Raw genomic sequence first — 17859 nt, 5'->3', positions numbered from 1 at the left:
GTTCACCTCCTACTAAAAGCTTAAGTCTCATCCTATATCTCCCACTAACTTGAAAGGAATGCCTTTTACCAATCTAGCTGCATTTGCCCCAATTGTCCTAAGGACAACATTTCCCCTTTGTAAATTGCAGATAAATAGAGGGGATTCTTCATTAAGCTTGGCATAGTGAAGCACAACTTCTCCATCCTCTCCAACTCCAATACCTACATCTAACCTAGAGTCTAAGGCTGCTTTATAGGCAAGATTTATAGCTGACTCCATGTGAAATATATTTATTTCATATAGTAATCCTTCTTCTTCAATTCCCCAAAGTATATTGTTTAATCCGTTGGAAAGAGATCTATTTGAATAAATGTATATCTTTATTGAAGGTTTAGGATCATTCATTTTTATCATCCTCTTTCCTATAAGATAGTATAAGGCCTGATGCCACAGCATTTCTTGGCCCCTCTGTACCTCGAATATTTGCTCTACCTGCTACAACACCATACTTTGATAAGGCATCTGTTATAAGTTGAGGAATTTCAAAGTCAAGAGCAGAGCCTCCTACTAAGACTACATATTCAATATCTCTAATATTCCCTGTGGCAGATACTGTGGTTAATGCCCTTAATGCATTTGTAACAAATATCTTCTCCTTAGCAAACCTTCTAACAGTCTTTATTCTTTCTAAGGTATTATCCCCTGGAATGGGAACCATATTCCCCTCTTTCAGTATTACTATTTTGCCAAATACCTTAGGATCTAGTGGATTTTCGAAAAACTGCACTGTACCATCTTCATGCCTTACATGGAAAAGACTTTCTACTTTAGCTAAAGGATATTTTTTAATGTCCTCTGCTAAATCAATGTCATCAAGACCGAGTTCCGTATTTATCATCAGAGTAACCATATTCCCAGCACCGGCCAAATGAATGGACTTATTTCTTTTTTCTTTTGACATGAAGGATGCATCTGTAGATCCAGCCCCCATGTCAATTATTGCAAGGGGTACATTGGTTCCTGGAGTGGTTAAGGCACCCCTAATTGCCATATCGGCCTCCACTCCACCTACTTCAACTAAAACTCCTAGCTGTTTTTCTAGTTCATTTGCTATGGCCTGCATTTGAAGCTTATCTGCCTTTACCATAGTAGCTATTCCTACAGCATTTTCCATAGAAAATTCATTAGCTAAACCGCCCTTAACCTTTTGTGGAACAAAGGTATCCACAGCGAGAATATCTTGTATCTTAATAGCACCTGGATTTTGACCAGTAAGGTTTGCCATTACCTGCCTTACTCTCTCAAGCATTCCCCCTGCGTTGGTGCCAGGCTCTCCACTAATATCCTTAATAGGGGAGCAGAATTCTAATGTTTTCATTATCTCTTCTGCACCCTCATCAACGTCTATGGATTTCCTTCTCTTTTCCCCAGTTACATTAATTTTCCCCGCTGGTATAATTCTTTCTTGAACATCCCCCTTAGGTGTCTTTATCACTACAGCAGATCTATTTCCTATAAGGGCTCTAGCTATTGGAACTATCATTTTTGTTTCCTCTGGTGTAAGTTCAAAGGCAGTTGCTATTCCAAAAGGATTTGATAGCACCTCTACCACACCACCTACTGGAGCCACCTCAACAGCTGCCCTCATACCTAAAGGTACTTTCTCGCTTAAAGTTACCTCATCCACTATAGGTATTTTTTTAAAAATTCTATTATTTATAAGCACCCCATCATCACGTTGAACTATTGCCCCCACAATATTCCGTCCATTATTAAATTCCCTATTTATCTTTTCTGATGCTTCCATAAAATCAACTGTAGAGGGAATAATAACTATCAGTGGGTCCTTATTACTTATTTCATGTAAATTATTAATATTTATAGTGGTTCCAACTCCAAGGCCTAGCCCACCAGGAGTGGAAGGGTTATGACCAATCATTGTGGATTCCGTTATTATAGTTTCAGTTATAGTTTCCATAGCTACATCACCAATTACAGGTGCAGCTTCATTTATCCTAATTAAATTCAAATCTTCAATTGATAATCCAACCTTATCTAATGCCTGTTTTACAGAGGAAAATATACCATGAATGTTTTGTCTAGTACCTTTCATGCCAGTGGTTTTAACTATGCCACTAGAGATAAACTCAATTTTTTTATCATTATAAAATTTTGCAATAGAAGTCTCTGTAGTAGCATTTCCAATATCAACACCAGCCACTAATTTCATGCTTTTATCCTCTCTTTAATCTGTTTCTCTGTTCGTAAACCTCTGCAGCCTCTGTTACAAAGGCACTATTTATTTTTGCATTATACTTTTTATCTAACTCTTCGGCTATATCTAAAAGCTCTTGTTTTGTTGAGCGATAAGGTCTTAAAGAATTATAAATTTCAAGTATTCTCTCATCTGGCACCGCTATAAGCTCTGCAGCTCTTCTAAGATTTCTTGCGAAGGCGTCTCTTCCAGCCGCTTCAGCAATTTGAGCTTGCATCTCAAGAGTTTCAGGTGATATTTTTATATCCTTTGCAGTAATTTCTCCATTAAGTACCCCTTTAAGAGTTATATCATTTAGGCTCTTATTAGTAGGTGTCTTAACAAGTTCAGGTTTCTTTGATGCTAATGGATAATCCTGAAGTGAAACCTTGCACGTTGCTTTTTCACAACAATTATTTTGAGAAACCTCAGTAGCATTACCTGCCATTGACGCCATAACTTCCCTAATTACTTTTTCTATCAACATTTTTTCGTCCATTAAATCCACCCCCATTAGTTAAAACTAACTTCTACTTCCTGACTTTTTTTATTTTCATCTACACTCTCAGTCTCTTTTATATGTAAAAGTGCTGCTAGTGCTTGAAACTTTGGTCTAGCCATTTGATCATTTCTTGTTTCTACAGGCTTTGGCGACTCACCCTTTGCATATTTAGCTGCATTTTTTCCTATAAGTCTGTACACATTTAAATCCAATACTGGTGCTTGTGGAAATAATTCTAGATTACTTAGTTGGAATAAATCCTTTTGATGTATTAGGATAGTGCCTTTTGATTGTATCCCAATACCTATACCAGAACCACTAAGTTTCGCAGCTTCGTGAGCTATGATTGATACGTCAGATGTTCTATATACTCTAATAACTCTGCACTTTAATCCCTCTTCTTCTATACCTGCAATTATTTCTCTTAATACCTTGTGATGAGGTAAGTCAATTATTGTTTTATGCTGATGTACAGAAAAAGCTGGAGCTATACCAATAACTACTTCGTCTTTTCTAGTACCTAAGGCAGCATCACATTTTTCAGCTAACTTCATTTTCCCGTTACTTGCAGCCTTCTTGATGACTTCATTTTTATCTATTTGAACTTGACTATTTTCAAGATTGAAATTCCTCAATACTTCTTCCACTATCTCACGAATTGCTTTTTCGCTCATATCCATAATTTTATCTCCTTTCTTCACACTAATTATTGAAAATCTGCTGGCCCTTTAGCATTTGGTATATTTTTAATTTCTTCCCATCTTTCCTTGCTAATTCTATATCCAGTTCCAGGCCCTGCATAATCATTAAGATTATTTACTGCGCTTATTACATTAAAGTCTTTATCTATAATTGATGATGTATGCAAATAGTCACCGGAAACTCTTTGTTTTAACATATTAAGAACGTTTTCAGCCACATCCTCAAATCCATGTTTTGAAAGAGCTTTTACTACATCAAGTCCTGTTATTCCTCTATTCATCATTTCCTGTGTAGCTTTTAAATCCTCAACTACATTTCTATCTGGCATATCCTTACTTCCATGAGCATAGGTAGCTGCTTCAACCTCTTCGTCTGTTATTGCTGGTAAGCCCAATTCTTCAAATACAGCTTGAAGGGCTCTTGCTGCCTTATTTCTAACTTTCACAACTTCACTTTCTGAAACAGGTCTTAATCCACCATCAACCATAAGATCTCTTTGAAGTATATTGTAGTCATCAAAGTCTTCTGCATCAAAGTTAGAGCCTGCAAACATGTTATCGTAATTTGGAGTTGCGCTATAACCCGAGAATATGAAGTCAGTTCCTGGAAGCATTTGCATTAATGTTCTTGCTGTTCTTCTTATATCTGAATGAGAGAAAGTTTGATCATTTCCAGATGCTACTTCCATATCTAGCATAGTGGTAATTAAGTTTTCAGCTAGGACAGCTCTAATACCAGAAGGTACTGCACCTGGTACGCCAATACAGCTTATTGAACCATTTTGTAGTCCTTGAGCTCCTGCACCCTTTGTAACAAAAACACATTTAGCTTCCAAGTAAAGCATGGATTTTCCTTCGGCATTTCCCATAAGAACTTCAGAGCCTGTACCAGATGTGAATCTCATCTTCAGTCCTCTTGAAGCATATGCAGATGCTAAAAATGCCTTTGACCATGGAGTATCGTCTCCATCTGTAAATACTTGTTCTGTACCGTAAACAGAAACTGTTTCAGCGTAACAAGTTAATCCTCTCATCCCTAGTATTAGCTCTGTTGCTTCTTCTACTGCACATTGAGTAAGTATGCCGCCTCTACCTGTCTGAGAGCCAACAAGAAGTCCTACTGCGTTAAAAGGAGCATAACGAGCTATACCAACTGTAGTCTCCATCTCATCAAATCCTCTTATTGCAGCTTCTGCCGCATCTGCTGCAATTTGAACACAGTTATCTTTTAAGTTTGTAACGTGGCATTGATTCGATGGAGTTTTTCTTGCTCTCATTTTTTGAAGAGCCATCATCATTTCTACAACGTTCATATTCTCTAAAACATCAACTACTTTTGCTGGTGTCATTGCAGTTGTAAGCTTAATAATTTCATTTCGTGGAACATTAACATCGCATAACATTTTTGCAAGTTTAACCGAATCTATATTAGCAACTTCTTCAGCCCTATCAATATTTATAGCGTAATCAGCAATAAATCTATCTATAAAATCAAATTCTTCTCTCTTTTTACCGTCTAGTTCAACAATCTTACCATTTGTAATTTTAACACTTGGTTTTGGATCATTAGGGCTATTCATTGCTATAAGACCAACATCAGCCCACTCCTTTACAAATCCATCTTGATTGACAGAACGTTTAGCAAGTACTTCAAATCTTTTTGATTTCATTTTGCTCCCTCCCTCTAGGAATTATTTCATTAAATATATGGTTTTGTAGATGATGGCGCACTTGCACCTCCAAGTGCTTCAAGTAAGGTAATTCCAACTTCTCTAGCTGCAATCAAAGCTTGTCTTACTGCACCTGAATCACCAGAGATAGCTAAAATAGACTCGTTGCTATGGCTTGTGCCCCCGCTTGGTGAAGAATAGGAAATTACTTCTACACTAGCTGCTTTTACAGCTGTATCTGCTATAACAACTCCTATTGCAGCTGGTGCTCCAACAATAATTCCAAAGGACTTTCCAATTGGAGCATTAAAAGCCTTATTGCAAGCATAACTTGCTCTTGCTGTATATTGAAACTCTAAATGTCCTGCTTCGTTAGAATAAACATCTCCAAAGGTTCTGTCCAATTCTTTTAATGCTACCTCAATAGCTCTTCTTACGTCGGACACATCTTCTGCACCAAATATTATTAAAGATCCATGACCCGCTCCACCCTTTGTATCTCTTGGAAGCTCGATAGATATAATTTCTGTATTTGTAGCCTTAACTGCTTCATCAGCGGCAAATATATGTGGTCCTGCCCCTGTTCTAGCACCAAGTATACCTATTGAGCGATATTTTTTATCAATGCCCATAGCTTCATGAAGGTTATAATCTACATTAGCTATTACAAGTCCTATAGTATCACCAATTGCTGTTCCAACAAATTCAGTAAGTCCTGCTGCTGTAAAATTCTTTACTGGTGCTGAGCAAACTTTTTCTTCTACTTTGCTCTCTCCCACCTTTTTCATTACTTGTTCCATAATTTTTTCTACTAATAACTCTGACATTTTTTATACCTCCTTACTATTTAAACAGTTTTAGGCAATATACTTTCAACTTCTTTATGTGGTCTTGGAATTACATGAATTGATATAACCTCTCCAACTTTACCAGCTGCTGCTGCCCCTGCATCTGTCGCTGCTTTTACAGCGCCTACGTCTCCTCTTACCATCACTGTAACAAGTCCTGAACCAATTTTTTCATAGCCAATAAGGTTAACGTTTGCTGATTTTACCATAGCGTCAGCAGCTTCAATAGCGCCAACTAAGCCTTTTGTTTCAATCATTCCCAATGCTTCATTTGTCATAATCTTTCCCCCTTATACTTAATATTATTTTTATAACTGTGTAAATCGTTTATATAGTATATAATACTAACACTTACAGTTTTTTACTTTACACATACTTGTCCTCTAAGGATAAAAATATGTCTTGTTTTTAATTAATGAATTTTTCATTTCAATTCAAAAGGACAAAAAATTATCATTAACTTTACCTATCTATAATTTTCAAAACAAAAAGCCTGCAATAAATGCAGGCTCTTCTATCTATGTATCTTATCTCTATATTCTGATGGTGTCATTTTAAAATGCTTCCTAAAAACTCTACTGAAATAGTTTTGCTCATTATAAGAAAGTTCCAATGCTATATTTATAATAGGCATGTTGGTGTTAGCCAATAATTCCTTAGCTTTCTCCATTTTTAGTTTTGTAACATATTCAATAAAGTTAATACCTATTTCTTTTTTAAATTGTTTACTTAAATAAAATGGACTAAAATTTATATATTCAGCTACCTCATACAAATTTATTTTTTTCAAATAATTCTTTTCAATATAGTTAAGTGCTACCTTCAATTTGTTATCATCATTTGTTTTTTTGTTATCTATAATTATTTCAAACACCGCATCTAACACCTTAAAGGCCCACCTCCTTATTAAATAATAATCTACAAGTGGTGGTACTTGACTAAAAAACTTAATATGGTCAAGTTTTAATTTATCAGCTTTTAGATTCAATGTATCAAAGGCTCCAATTATGTCACCAACAACTTCTTTACAAGATAATTTAAACTCATAAATTTCTTCACTATATATAACCTGAAGATTGTCTAAAATTTCATTCAATATTTTCTTCGATGAGCTATAGTCTTGATCTATAATAAATCCAATAAGTTCTTTTCTCATAGCTGTTGTCATCAACTCATTATTTTTAAGTTTGTCCATATATTTGTTTACCATGCTTATAATTTTCTCTGGTCTAGATGGCTTTAAAATATAATCATTCCCTCCTGAATTTATATAGTTTTGTATAATTTCCTCCTCTTCATATGCCGTAAGAAATATTATAATTATATCTTTATTTTTGTTTCTAATAATCTTTGAAGCATCTAATCCATTAATTCCAGAAATTTTCACATCTATAAAAATTATATCTGGCTTAAGTTTTTCACACATATGTACTGCAGCTTTTCCATTGTCAGTTTCTCCTACTATAGATGCTCCTCTTATATTTTTTGAAATAATTATTTTTAGCACTTCCCTTGTCAAACATTCATTTTCAACCAAAACAATTCTACACACATCCTCGCTCCCTTATGTAAAAATTCTTGGTATTTTTATTATAACCGTTGTTCCTATATTTGGACTGCTTTTAATACTAACCTTATATTCACTTCCATACGTATACATAATTCTTTTATTAACGTTTGCTATCCCTAATCCCGTAGATTTTCCTACAATAGTCTTTGCTTCAAATGATTCCATAACTTCCTTTAGTCGGTGCTTTGTCATTCCAACGCCATCATCCCTAACTTCAAATATTATATTCTCCTCAAAAGAATATCCTAAAACTTCTATTGAACCGTTGCCTTCCTTTTTCTCTATTCCATGAATTACAGAGTTTTCAACAAAGGGCTGAATTATCATTGAAGGTATACCTATGTCTTTTATATTTTCATCTATATCAATATTATAATTTATTTTACCGCCAAATCTAATAGCTTGTATTTTTAAGTATTTTTCAATTTCGTCTATTTCTTCATTAACTTTAACTATTTTATCTGCGTTCTTTACTATATATCTCATTATTTCCGCAAATAAATATACTAATTCTCTTGTTCTTTCAGCATTTTCTATCATGGCAAGACTAGCTATATTATCAAGAACATTAAACATGAAGTGAGGCTTAATTTGAAGCTGGAGTGCTTTCATCTCGCTATCCTTCAAAGCTTTCTCCAGATTTTCTCGCGCCTTTATCTCCTCTATGAGTTCTCTATTTTTACTACTTAGCTTCTCTTGCATTAAGCTAATGGCGCCTTTTTCAACTATGTAGTTTGAGACAACATACATAAGCTTTGCTGCAGCAACGACCTTCTCACGAGTGACTACTGGAATGTCTTCATAGGCTTTCCTTATTTCTTCATCTTCTAATATCCCCTTAGTAAATTCCATTATATTATCTAATTCACTTAATTCATTTTCTTTCATTTTCACTTGACCAGCCATTATTGCTCCAAGATATTGACCGTTTAAAACAATAGGCACTGCCATATCTACAAGCCCAGCGTGGCATATATAAATATGTGACTCGCCCTTCCTTACAGCTTCAATTCCTCCATAAGCATCGGACCTATGACATAATTGAAGATGTTTTTCGTTCTTTCTTACAAGCTTACAAAATGAAGAAAAGTTGCTATATCGGGTTATTGGCCTTCCTGTATAATCCACTGTAACTGCCGAAAACCCAGTTGATTCACAAAATCTATCCTGAATTTCTTGTAATATACTAATATCAAATATATCTTTTAAATTATACATTAACATATTATTCACCCCTCTAATTAATGAATTCAGTAAGTATAACAATTGCAATTAATTCTTTTAAGAAAATATACCATTTATTGTTTTATATTCTATATTATCTTTAAATTTCCTCTAAATATCAGTCTTTTGAAATTGCAATTTTCCAACTATTATGAAATATAGAATTTCTTTATAGCCTACCCATTAATTAAACCTTTAAAATTACTAATAAAAATTTCTATTCTCCTAATAATAATAAGGGAATTAAATTATTATATTTAAGGAGGTATTTTTGTGAATAAAAAAATTATTACTTTAACATTAGCACTTTCTTGTGTTTTTATGACTTCTTGCGGAGTTAATAATCAAAGTCAAAAGCAACAACAGCAGCAACCTATAGGAGGTGTAGAATCTTCTGTAAATAGAATGGGAAATATTGAAAAGATAAAGATTACCGGAAACGGAGCAAATATTAAAGCTGGATGTAATGATAATGCTCCTGTGCTTCAAAGTCCTGGCAAGGATAGTACCTTTGACGTAACAGGTCAAGTTGCAGATTGGTTTGCAGTAAAACTTCCAAATAATAATATTGGTTTTGTACCTAAGGAACAATGCAAACCTATAGTAGTGGATGATAAAAAAGCAGACATTCCTGCTGAAAACGCCGTTACACCATCCCAAGGTACAACATCACCAAAGACACCCACTGCACAAAATAATGCTACTACATTAACAGATGCAGAACAAGAAATGCTTAAACTAATAAACGAAGCTAGAGCTCAAAATAATGTACCCGCTTTATCAATTGATATGCAAGTAACTAATGTAGCTAGACTAAAATCTCAAGATATGATAGATAATAATTATTTTAGCCATAACTCCCCTAAATATGGAAGTCCTTTTGATATGATGAAGTCCTTTGGAATTAAATACACTCAAGCTGGAGAAAATATCGCTGGTAATCAGAACGTTCAAAACGCTCATAATGCGTTAATGAATTCTCCAGGTCATAGAAAAAATATTCTAAGTCCTGATTATACTCATATCGGTATAGGCATTAAAGGTGGAGGACCTTACGGCAACATGTTTACACAAATGTTTGTAAGTAAACCCAAATAGACAAGATAAAACAAAACTGGCACCTATAAATTTAGGTACCAGTTTTTTATTTAAGGTTTAAAAGCCCCAATTTATTTTTTTAAAATATAGTTTGACCTTAGTATTTTCTATAACCCAACTATTCTTATTAATATTCAATGGAGAGGAATATATGTTTTTTAATGTAGTAGTCATTCCTAACTTATTATTTTTTAAATCCCTTAGAGAGAAAAAACTACTTCCATTAACGTTCTTTTTATCTCTTGCATATTTAATTTGATTTTCCATCTCTGAGCCTTTTCCCCAGGCCGCTCCATAGGTAGCGCTCTCTCCTACCTTATAGGCAGCATGACCTATATATAACTTTACACTTTTCCCCTGAACTATCCTTGACCACCAATCTACTAAAATTCCATAGGGTGAAGTTTTATTTTCAAATTCCCAGTATATCTGAGGAACTATATAGTCAATCCACTCTTCCTCTACCCATTTTTTTGAGTCTGCATATAGAGAATCATAGCTACTTAAACTATTGGTGGGAGTTCCCCCTAAGGCTGTTCCATTTCTCCACACCCCGAAAGGACTCACTCCAAATTTCACCCCTGGTTTTATGGACTTAATTTTGTTATTAAGTTCTTTTATAAATTTATTAACGTTGTCGCGCCTAAAATCTCCTATATTAGAATACCCCTTACCATATTTTGCATAGGTATTGTTATCCGGAAACTCTATTCCTTTTATAGGGTAAGGGTAAAAATAGTCATCTATATGAACTCCATCTACATCATAATTCTTGACCACTTCAAGTATTATATTCATTACATAATCCCTAACTTCTGGTATACCTATATCTAGCCAGTGATATTGACCGTACTTTACTATCCAATTGGGATTATTTTTTAAAGGACTTCCTGTAGGCAAACTACTTATGTAAGCTTCTTTATTGAATGTTTTGTCATTAGCATCAATTCTAAATGGGTTAAACCAAGCATGAAATTCTAATCCTCTTCTATGTGCTTGATATAAAGCTAGTTTTAAAGGATCATATCCTGGGTTTTTTCCAAAAACTCCTGTTAAATATCTTGACCATGGAGCATAACTGGATGGAAAAAGAGCATCTCCCATGCCTCTTACCTGAAAAAACACGGTGTTTAAATTTTGTTCTTTAACAAATTGCATGTTTTGAGATAGGGAGGATTTTTGCTCTTCTATATTATTATAGTCCTTGCTGGCAGGCCAATCTATATTGTATACAGTAGTTAACCATACCGCCCTCACCTCTTTATTTTCTTCTTTACCATAAACTTTAAAATTATTTCCTAACATGGTTATAAAAATTACAACTAAAATTAAATACTTCTTCATATCTTCCTCCCATATTTTTATCTTAAGCAAGTCCATTTTATTTATAATACGTATTTTATTTACGATAGTGTTCACCTAAAATTATTATAAAGGACTTATGATATATTTGGAAGTTGATTTTTATAGTAAATAATACCTTTAATGCTTAAAATATCCCTAAAACTATTAAGGCTGTTGATAAATACAAATCCTCAACAACCTTATGTTTATTAAAACCTACTTGCAAATTTTTTAGCTTCCTCAATAGATTCATTAATGGATTTATCGAGTTCTTCTCCTTGTAATACATTAGTTAACTCTGATGAAATTGTAGTAAAATCTGTTACACCCATGAAACCTAGAATAGTTTTTAAATACCGTTCCCCCATTTCATAATCTTTCATAGGAGCTTCTGTATAATTTCCTCCTGTTGTTGTAATAAATAGAGCCTTTTTATTTTGTAATAATCCAACTGCTCCTTGCTCTGTATATTTAAAGGTTATTCCTACATAAGTTACATAATCAAAATATGCCTTTAAAATTGCTGGACTACCTAAATTCCACATCGGAGCAGCTATAACATATTTGTCTACTTGCAAAAACTCTTTTGCATACTTTAACATTATTGTGTCTTTGCCACTAAACATATCCTTTAGCATTTCTTCATCTAAAAATTTAATTCCCTCTTTGTACAAGTCTAATGTAATAATTTCATCATTAGGATTAGCCTTTTTATAAGCTTCAGTAAAGCTTTCAGAGATCTTAAAGGTATTGGAGTCCTCATCCCTCTTCGGATTAGCTTTAATATATAAAAGTTTGCTCATATCTTTCCTCCTACATATATTATTTTAAATTATTATTCCCTGGGATGATGTAAATAATCCTCTGAGATCTTTCAAAGCAAAACAAAATACTCCTAACTAATAATCATATAATTATTAGTTAGGAGTATTTTAATTAATAGTATTTAGTATTCCATCAGCTATTGCTTGTGCAGCTTTTCTTTGGAAATCATCACTAAATAACAACTTTTCTTCTTTTGCATTACTTATGAAGGCTACTTCTACTAGAACTGCTGGAATGTCTGAGTTTTTAAGCACATAAAAATTAGCTGTTTTTACCTTTCTATCATACAAACCTGTAGATTTTATCAATTCACTTTGTATGCCTTGAGCTAATTTTTTACTCTCCTCATTTCCTCCATAATAATATGTTTCTGTTCCATAAGCATAGCTACTTGCGCTATTATTATGTATTGATACAAAATAATGTGCATTTTCATTTTTTGCAATATCCACGCGCGCTTGCAAGTTTTCCCTAGTATCAGAGGACCAAGTGACATTATCGCTATCTCTAGTGTATACCACTTCTATGCCATTCTCTTTTAGTATTTCTCCAAGTTTCAATGATATTGCAAGATTTGCATCCTTTTCACGCTTTCCTGTAGGCCCTATGGCTCCTGGATCTGATCCTCCATGCCCCGGGTCTATTACGATTTTGATTTTTCCACCGCTCAATATATTGTTGGCCAACAGGTCTGAAATGACTCCCTTTTGCCCTAGTATAGTTAACGTAAGTATTTTATCCAAATTTTCTTTAATTATTGAATTTCTTACGTCGTAATTCTTGCTTACCAAAACTATAGGAGAAGAAGTTTTAACCGCTGCCGCTGCTCCAGATAATGCATCTGGGAATGCCTGTCCACTTGCTATATATGTATTTTCAAAAACTACTTCATTAATAAACTCATTAATTACCGCTTCATTGGTTTTATATCTATCCTTACCTTCTAACCTTTTATAATGAGCAATATCATTAATTACAGCAGCTTCACTGACAGCACCTTGCCCTCCTACAATATAGTACATAGGAGAAGAATTTTCACGAACAAACTCTTTGACACTTTTGGGTAGTTCTTTTCCTTTAGTTAAAATTATAGGCATGCCCTTTAGTGCCGCAATTGGTGCTGCTGAAACCGCATCGGGAAAGTTTTCTCCTGATGCTATAAAGGCTTCTTTCCATGACCCTAAAACCTGTGCCACCTTTAAACTTGTCTCATATCTATCTTTTCCATATATTCTAGTAGGACTTACATTGATATCCGCTAATTGTTTTTCTACTCTCTCTGATATAATTAAGTCTCCCCCTAATATAAAGGCTTTTTTCGCATTTAATCTTTTTATTTCTTCAATACTTTCTTCACTTAGTTCATCTTTTTTAGTAAGTAAAATAGGGGCACTATACTTTTTAGATAGAGGAGCTGCACTTAGAGCATCTGGAAAATCTCCACCTGAAACTAATATAATGTAATCCGTAGTTTCAAAGTTATTTTGAGATATTTTTATGGAGGTTTCATACCTATCAGCACCTCCAAATCTTTGGATTTCAGCCTCTGCTGATACTTTAAAGCCCTGCATAAACAATACAGATATAAAGCAACAAATAAATAGTAAAACTTTTTTTCTTAAGAGCATCAATTTACCTCCTCATTTTAAGTATCCTATTTATTGTAGCATAAACTTTATCATTATTCTTATTGTATTTATTGGAATTTTTAACTACTTATTTTAATACTATTTTAAACAAATGCCGTATTACTATTTATACAACTTAATGGAAGGTGATGAATATAATGAAATCTTTAAAGAAAATTTTATTATCTTTAACAATTGGATTAGTAGTATTTCAAACGGGATGCGGAGTACAAACCAACTCCAAGAATATTGATAATACTAAGACTTCCCAAGAAAAAATAATAAGTGAATTTAAAACCCTAACTTCAAAGGATTCAAAACCTCAAGAAGTTATTAAATTCATCGATGATAATATTGCAGATCTGTCAAAAGAAGATGCTTCTTCAATGATTATTTCCCTTGAAGAAAATCTTAAAAAGAATTTACCTATAATAGAAGATAAGTTCTATAAAACCAAGGGAATACAAGAAGAAATGAGAAAAGTTTATGAAGCCGACTTTGACATTCGTAAAATTGATTCTATAGAAGGTAAAGAGTTAAAAGAGCTTTTAGTAGAAACACGAGACAGTGGGTATAGAGTAGAAGCTGCTGAGGGAGTGTTTTTTCCAATTATAAATTATGAATTTTATAAAAAATATTCTTCTTATGTATCTTCAGATATAAAAGAATATATAGACATAATGGCTGTGGAATCCAACAATGTTCCTGCAAAGGATGCAGCACTTATGATTGGTTGGGAGGAAATAATAGCTAGAGCTTTAAATCAAGAAAAGTTTATTAATACTTATAAAGAGTCTACAAAAGTTAATGATATAAAAGGTCTATATAAAAATTACTTAACTTTTGCCCTAATCGGAGCTAATAACACTCCTCTTTTTAACTATGACACAAACATTATAGTTCCCGAAGCAAAGGAAGCTTATTTAAATGCCATAAAAAAAGATAGTGACAGTATATTCATAAAAACTTTAAAAGATTTCATGGAAGTATTAGAAAAAGATAATTATAAATTAACAGAAGCTGTTAATTTATATAGAAAAAATATTGTTAACAATTAGTTTGTAGTTATTGAAAAAAGGTGCCAATATATTGATTGTCACCTTTCTTTATATTTATATTATAATTTCGCTAATATTTTTTTTAAAGATATTATACTAGTATTTAACTCTTGAATATTTGCTAATATTTGCTCCATTGCTGCAGCTTGTTCACTAGCAATAATGCTATTTTGATCAACTAATTCGTTTACTGTATCATTAGATTTTCTTATTTCTGTAATTATATTTCCTATATTACTTACTGCTTGTCCACTACTATTGCCTAGTTTTTTCATTTCATTAGCAACTACTGCAAAACCTTTACCTGCCACTCCTACTCTAGCTGCTTCTATTTGAGCATTTAAAGATAATAAGTTTGTTTGATTAGAAACAGTTTTTATAAAATTTATTATATTATCCGTTTCTTCATATTTTTCTGTAGCCTTTTCAACAGTTTCTACCATCTTTTCACTGATTTCTTCTTGATTTTGCGAACCTTTGGCTATATGATTTAAACCACTGGTTATTTGTCCTATAGATTGAGATAATGCTTCAGATAGTTCAAGTACCTTTTCTTCTATTTCTAATTCACGCCCTAAAGCAAATCCCCCTATAATATTATTGTTTTCATCTCTTACAGGACAATAATAAGCTTTAAATGGTACTCCATATAATTCTTTTGAAACCTTTACTTCAAAGGGTTTTCCTGTATTCATTGCATGAATCATAGGATCGTCATTAGGTAATAATTGATTAGGTTTCATATGAATATCAATTACTTTATTTGGTATAAAAACTAAAGACTTCTCTCTATCAGTTATTCCAACCATATATCCATTTTCTCTCATCTTGTTAATATATGGGGCTGAATCAATTAACGATTGTAAAATCGGATTCATTATTACCACTCCCTGCTAATTTTTTTCAATTATATTGATTTATATTAATTTTTATACTATATCCACACGGTAAATTATAACATAAATTAAAACTTAGTTCACTTAAAGTTTTAATTTATATCATAATTAAAAGAAAGAAGTTTATCCTATATAAACTTCTTTCTTTTAATTATTGATTTTTATATTGTGGTTCTTGTTGTTCAATATATTCTTGTCTTCCCTTTAACACTTCTAGTGCGTCGTCAAAGGTTTGAGCTAGCTGTTGAAAGTCTTTTTTAGCTGCTTTATCCTCTGTTTCTAATGCAAAAGTTTTCATAGTAGCTGATGCTGATTGAATTCCAGCTATAGCCTGTTGCATTTGTGTTCCTACTGTCATAAATATCACCTCCTTCAAAGATTTCATATGTATTTGTATTAACCTTTAGGTTTAAATATTAAGGATGCTAAAAATGCAAAAATTATTGCTGCTGACATTCCCGAACTTGTAATCTCGAATATACCAGTAAGCACTCCAATAATGCCTGTTTGCTCAGCTTCTGCTAAAGCTCCTTTAACTAATGAATTACCAAAGCTACTTATTGGTACGGAAGCACCTGCACCCGCAAGCTTTACTAGTGGATCATATAAACCTAACCCTCCGAGTATTGCCCCTACTACAACCAATGTACTCATTGTATGAGCAGGTGTAAGCTTAAAAACATCCATCATTATTTGCCCAATAACACATATAACCCCACCTATTATAAATGCCCAAAAAAAAGTTGCCAATTTAAACACACACCTCCCTTTACATCTCTATGGATACTGCATGTGCAATACAAGGAATGCTTTCCTTTTGTTGATAAGATAGTGGAGATAATAACGCTCCCGTAGCTATAACCAATATTCTTTTTAGTTCACCTTTTTTCATACGATTAAGTAAATGTCCGTAAGTAACTGTAGCAGAACAACCACATCCACTTCCTCCAGCCATAACAGGCTGATCCTTTTTATATATCAACAATCCACAATCAGTAAATATTTCCCTTGGAATTTTCAACCCATGCTTATCTAATAAATCACCGGCAATCCTATGACCAACACTTCCTAAATCTCCTGTCGCAATTAAATCATAATAAGATGGTTTTATATCTAAATCTCTGAAATGAGCTTCTATAGTGTCCACTGCTGCTGGCGCCATAGCTGCTCCCATATTAAATGGGTCTGTAAGTCCCATATCAACTACTCGACCAATAGTAGCAGAAGTTACTCTTGGTCCATCACCATCTTGAGCTACTAGCCCCGCTCCTGCCCCTGTTACCGTCCACTGAGCAGTAGGTGGCTTTTGCCCCCCATATTCTGTAGGATATCGAAATTGTTTTTCCGCTGCTACATTATGACTAGACGCACCTGCTACAACATATTTAGCCGCTTTGCTATCAACTAACAATGAAGCCAATGCTAAGCCTTCCATAGCACTTGAGCAGGCACCAAAAATACCCAAGAATGGCACACCTAGTGTACGAGCAGTAAAAGTACTAGATATAATTTGATTCATCAAATCTCCGCTTATAAAAAATTGAACATCTTCTTTTTTCATTTTCCCCTTATTAATTGCCGTTTCACAAGCCTGCTCTAATAGCTTTTTTTCTGCCTTCTCAAAGCTATCCTGTCCTAACCATACGTCTTCATGAAGAATGTCAAAATCCTCTGCTAAAGCTCCTTGAGCTTCAAAGGGACCTCCAACAGCCGCTGATGAAATTATTACTGGCTTTGATTCAAAAACCCATGTTTGATGACCTTTCAGCATTTACATCCCACCTAACCATTTTATAGTTAATTTCACTATAGCAACAATAAAAGCGGAAAAAACTCCAAAAACTATTACTGAACCTGAGAGTTTGAACATATTTCCTCCAACTCCTAAAACATATCCCTCAGTTCTATGTTCTATGGCAGCAGAGGCCATAGTGTTTGCAAATCCAGTAACAGGAACAGCAGTACCTGCTCCAGCCCATTGCGCAATATGGTCGTAAACTCCAAATCCTGTAAGCAAAATAGAAGTTATTATCAAAACAGCAGATACAGGATTACCGGCAGTTTTTTCATCAAAATTAAAATACGTAATAAAAACCCACTGTAATATTTGACCTATTGTGCATATAATACCACCAGCAAAAAAAGCTCTTATACAATTTTTAATTACTGGACGCTTAGGTTCTCTATCCTTAGCAAAGTCTTGATACTCTTGCTGAAGGGGAGTTAGCTTTTTCTTTTTTTTATTAGACATAATTTAAA

19 protein-coding genes are annotated in these 17859 nt (G+C 33.6%); 2 read left to right on the top strand and 17 right to left on the bottom strand.

Annotated elements, in window-relative coordinates; genetic code table 11:
- Nucleotides 1–27 precede the first annotated feature (27 nt).
- The 9 genes from ABDZ69_RS05755 to ABDZ69_RS05715 form a co-directional block, all read right to left on the bottom strand.
- Nucleotides 28–387, bottom strand: coding sequence for a glycerol dehydratase reactivase beta/small subunit family protein (locus ABDZ69_RS05755; RefSeq protein ID WP_343767602.1), 360 nt, complete (start codon nt 385–387; stop codon nt 28–30).
- Nucleotides 380–2212 carry a diol dehydratase reactivase subunit alpha gene (locus ABDZ69_RS05750; RefSeq protein ID WP_343767600.1) on the bottom strand — a complete coding sequence of 611 codons (1833 nt, stop codon included), beginning with the start codon at nt 2210–2212 and terminating at the stop codon, nt 380–382. Before ABDZ69_RS05750 ends, ABDZ69_RS05755 begins: the two co-directional genes overlap by 8 nt.
- Nucleotides 2213–2216: 4 nt before the next feature.
- A complete protein-coding gene (locus ABDZ69_RS05745; RefSeq protein WP_343767598.1) occupies nt 2217–2735 on the bottom strand; it encodes a diol dehydratase small subunit in 519 nt (172 codons plus the stop codon).
- A gap of 14 nt (nt 2736–2749) precedes the next feature.
- On the bottom strand, nt 2750–3418 hold the full coding sequence (locus ABDZ69_RS05740) for a propanediol/glycerol family dehydratase medium subunit (RefSeq protein WP_343767596.1): 669 nt from the start codon (nt 3416–3418) through the stop codon (nt 2750–2752).
- Nucleotides 3419–3444: 26 nt separating this feature from the next.
- A complete protein-coding gene (locus tag ABDZ69_RS05735; RefSeq protein ID WP_343767593.1) occupies nt 3445–5109 on the bottom strand; it encodes a propanediol/glycerol family dehydratase large subunit in 1665 nt (554 codons plus the stop codon).
- Between the two features lie 29 nt (nt 5110–5138).
- Nucleotides 5139–5936, bottom strand: a complete 798-nt coding sequence (pduB, locus tag ABDZ69_RS05730; protein WP_343767590.1) for a propanediol utilization microcompartment protein PduB — start codon at nt 5934–5936, stop codon at nt 5139–5141.
- Nucleotides 5937–5956: 20 nt separating this feature from the next.
- The gene (gene pduA / locus ABDZ69_RS05725) at nt 5957–6235 is read right to left on the bottom strand and encodes a propanediol utilization microcompartment protein PduA (protein WP_343767587.1); all 279 of its coding nucleotides are present in this window, start codon (nt 6233–6235) and stop codon (nt 5957–5959) included.
- Nucleotides 6236–6471: 236 nt separating this feature from the next.
- Nucleotides 6472–7509 (bottom strand): response regulator transcription factor, encoded by a 1038-nt coding sequence (locus ABDZ69_RS05720; RefSeq protein ID WP_343767584.1) that lies wholly within the window; start codon nt 7507–7509, stop codon nt 6472–6474.
- A 12-nt stretch (nt 7510–7521) separates the two neighbouring features.
- The gene (locus tag ABDZ69_RS05715; protein WP_343767581.1) at nt 7522–8751 is read right to left on the bottom strand and encodes a sensor histidine kinase; all 1230 of its coding nucleotides are present in this window, start codon (nt 8749–8751) and stop codon (nt 7522–7524) included.
- A gap of 273 nt (nt 8752–9024) precedes the next feature.
- Between ABDZ69_RS05715 and ABDZ69_RS05710 the strand changes: the two genes are divergently transcribed.
- Nucleotides 9025–9849 carry a CAP domain-containing protein gene (locus ABDZ69_RS05710; protein ID WP_343767578.1) on the top strand — a complete coding sequence of 275 codons (825 nt, stop codon included), beginning with the start codon at nt 9025–9027 and terminating at the stop codon, nt 9847–9849.
- A gap of 57 nt (nt 9850–9906) precedes the next feature.
- On the opposite strand, the gene ABDZ69_RS05705 is transcribed toward ABDZ69_RS05710, so the two are convergent.
- The 3 genes from ABDZ69_RS05705 to ABDZ69_RS05695 form a co-directional block, all read right to left on the bottom strand.
- A complete protein-coding gene (locus ABDZ69_RS05705) occupies nt 9907–11193 on the bottom strand; it encodes a glycoside hydrolase family 10-like protein (protein ID WP_343767576.1) in 1287 nt (428 codons plus the stop codon).
- 209 nt (nt 11194–11402) lie between these two features.
- A complete protein-coding gene (locus ABDZ69_RS05700) occupies nt 11403–11996 on the bottom strand; it encodes an FMN-dependent NADH-azoreductase (protein WP_343767574.1) in 594 nt (197 codons plus the stop codon).
- 129 nt (nt 11997–12125) lie between these two features.
- Nucleotides 12126–13646: an N-acetylmuramoyl-L-alanine amidase gene (locus ABDZ69_RS05695; RefSeq protein ID WP_343767572.1), complete on the bottom strand. Its 1521-nt coding sequence runs from the start codon at nt 13644–13646 to the stop codon at nt 12126–12128.
- Nucleotides 13647–13804: 158 nt separating this feature from the next.
- Between ABDZ69_RS05695 and ABDZ69_RS05690 the strand changes: the two genes are divergently transcribed.
- A complete protein-coding gene (locus tag ABDZ69_RS05690; protein WP_343767569.1) occupies nt 13805–14704 on the top strand; it encodes a hypothetical protein in 900 nt (299 codons plus the stop codon).
- Between the two features lie 59 nt (nt 14705–14763).
- Here the strand turns inward: ABDZ69_RS05690 and ABDZ69_RS05685 are convergent, their stop codons facing one another.
- From ABDZ69_RS05685 to spoVAC, 5 genes are all read right to left on the bottom strand, one after another.
- A complete protein-coding gene (locus tag ABDZ69_RS05685; protein WP_343767566.1) occupies nt 14764–15582 on the bottom strand; it encodes a methyl-accepting chemotaxis protein in 819 nt (272 codons plus the stop codon).
- Nucleotides 15583–15751: 169 nt separating this feature from the next.
- Nucleotides 15752–15958 (bottom strand): DUF1657 domain-containing protein, encoded by a 207-nt coding sequence (locus tag ABDZ69_RS05680; protein WP_343767564.1) that lies wholly within the window; start codon nt 15956–15958, stop codon nt 15752–15754.
- Between the two features lie 38 nt (nt 15959–15996).
- A complete protein-coding gene (spoVAE, locus tag ABDZ69_RS05675) occupies nt 15997–16350 on the bottom strand; it encodes a stage V sporulation protein AE (protein WP_343767561.1) in 354 nt (117 codons plus the stop codon).
- A 19-nt stretch (nt 16351–16369) separates the two neighbouring features.
- Nucleotides 16370–17371 carry a stage V sporulation protein AD gene (spoVAD, locus tag ABDZ69_RS05670; protein WP_343767560.1) on the bottom strand — a complete coding sequence of 334 codons (1002 nt, stop codon included), beginning with the start codon at nt 17369–17371 and terminating at the stop codon, nt 16370–16372.
- Nucleotides 17372–17851 (bottom strand): stage V sporulation protein AC, encoded by a 480-nt coding sequence (gene spoVAC / locus ABDZ69_RS05665; RefSeq protein WP_343767557.1) that lies wholly within the window; start codon nt 17849–17851, stop codon nt 17372–17374. It abuts the gene before it with no gap.
- Between the last annotated feature and the right edge of the window lie 8 nt (nt 17852–17859).

It is taken from the genome of Clostridium malenominatum, assembly GCF_039521365.1.
Taxonomy (GTDB): domain Bacteria; phylum Bacillota; class Clostridia; order Clostridiales; family Clostridiaceae; genus Clostridium_AW; species Clostridium_AW malenominatum.
This window is presented reverse-complemented; position numbering and strand designations above follow the sequence as displayed.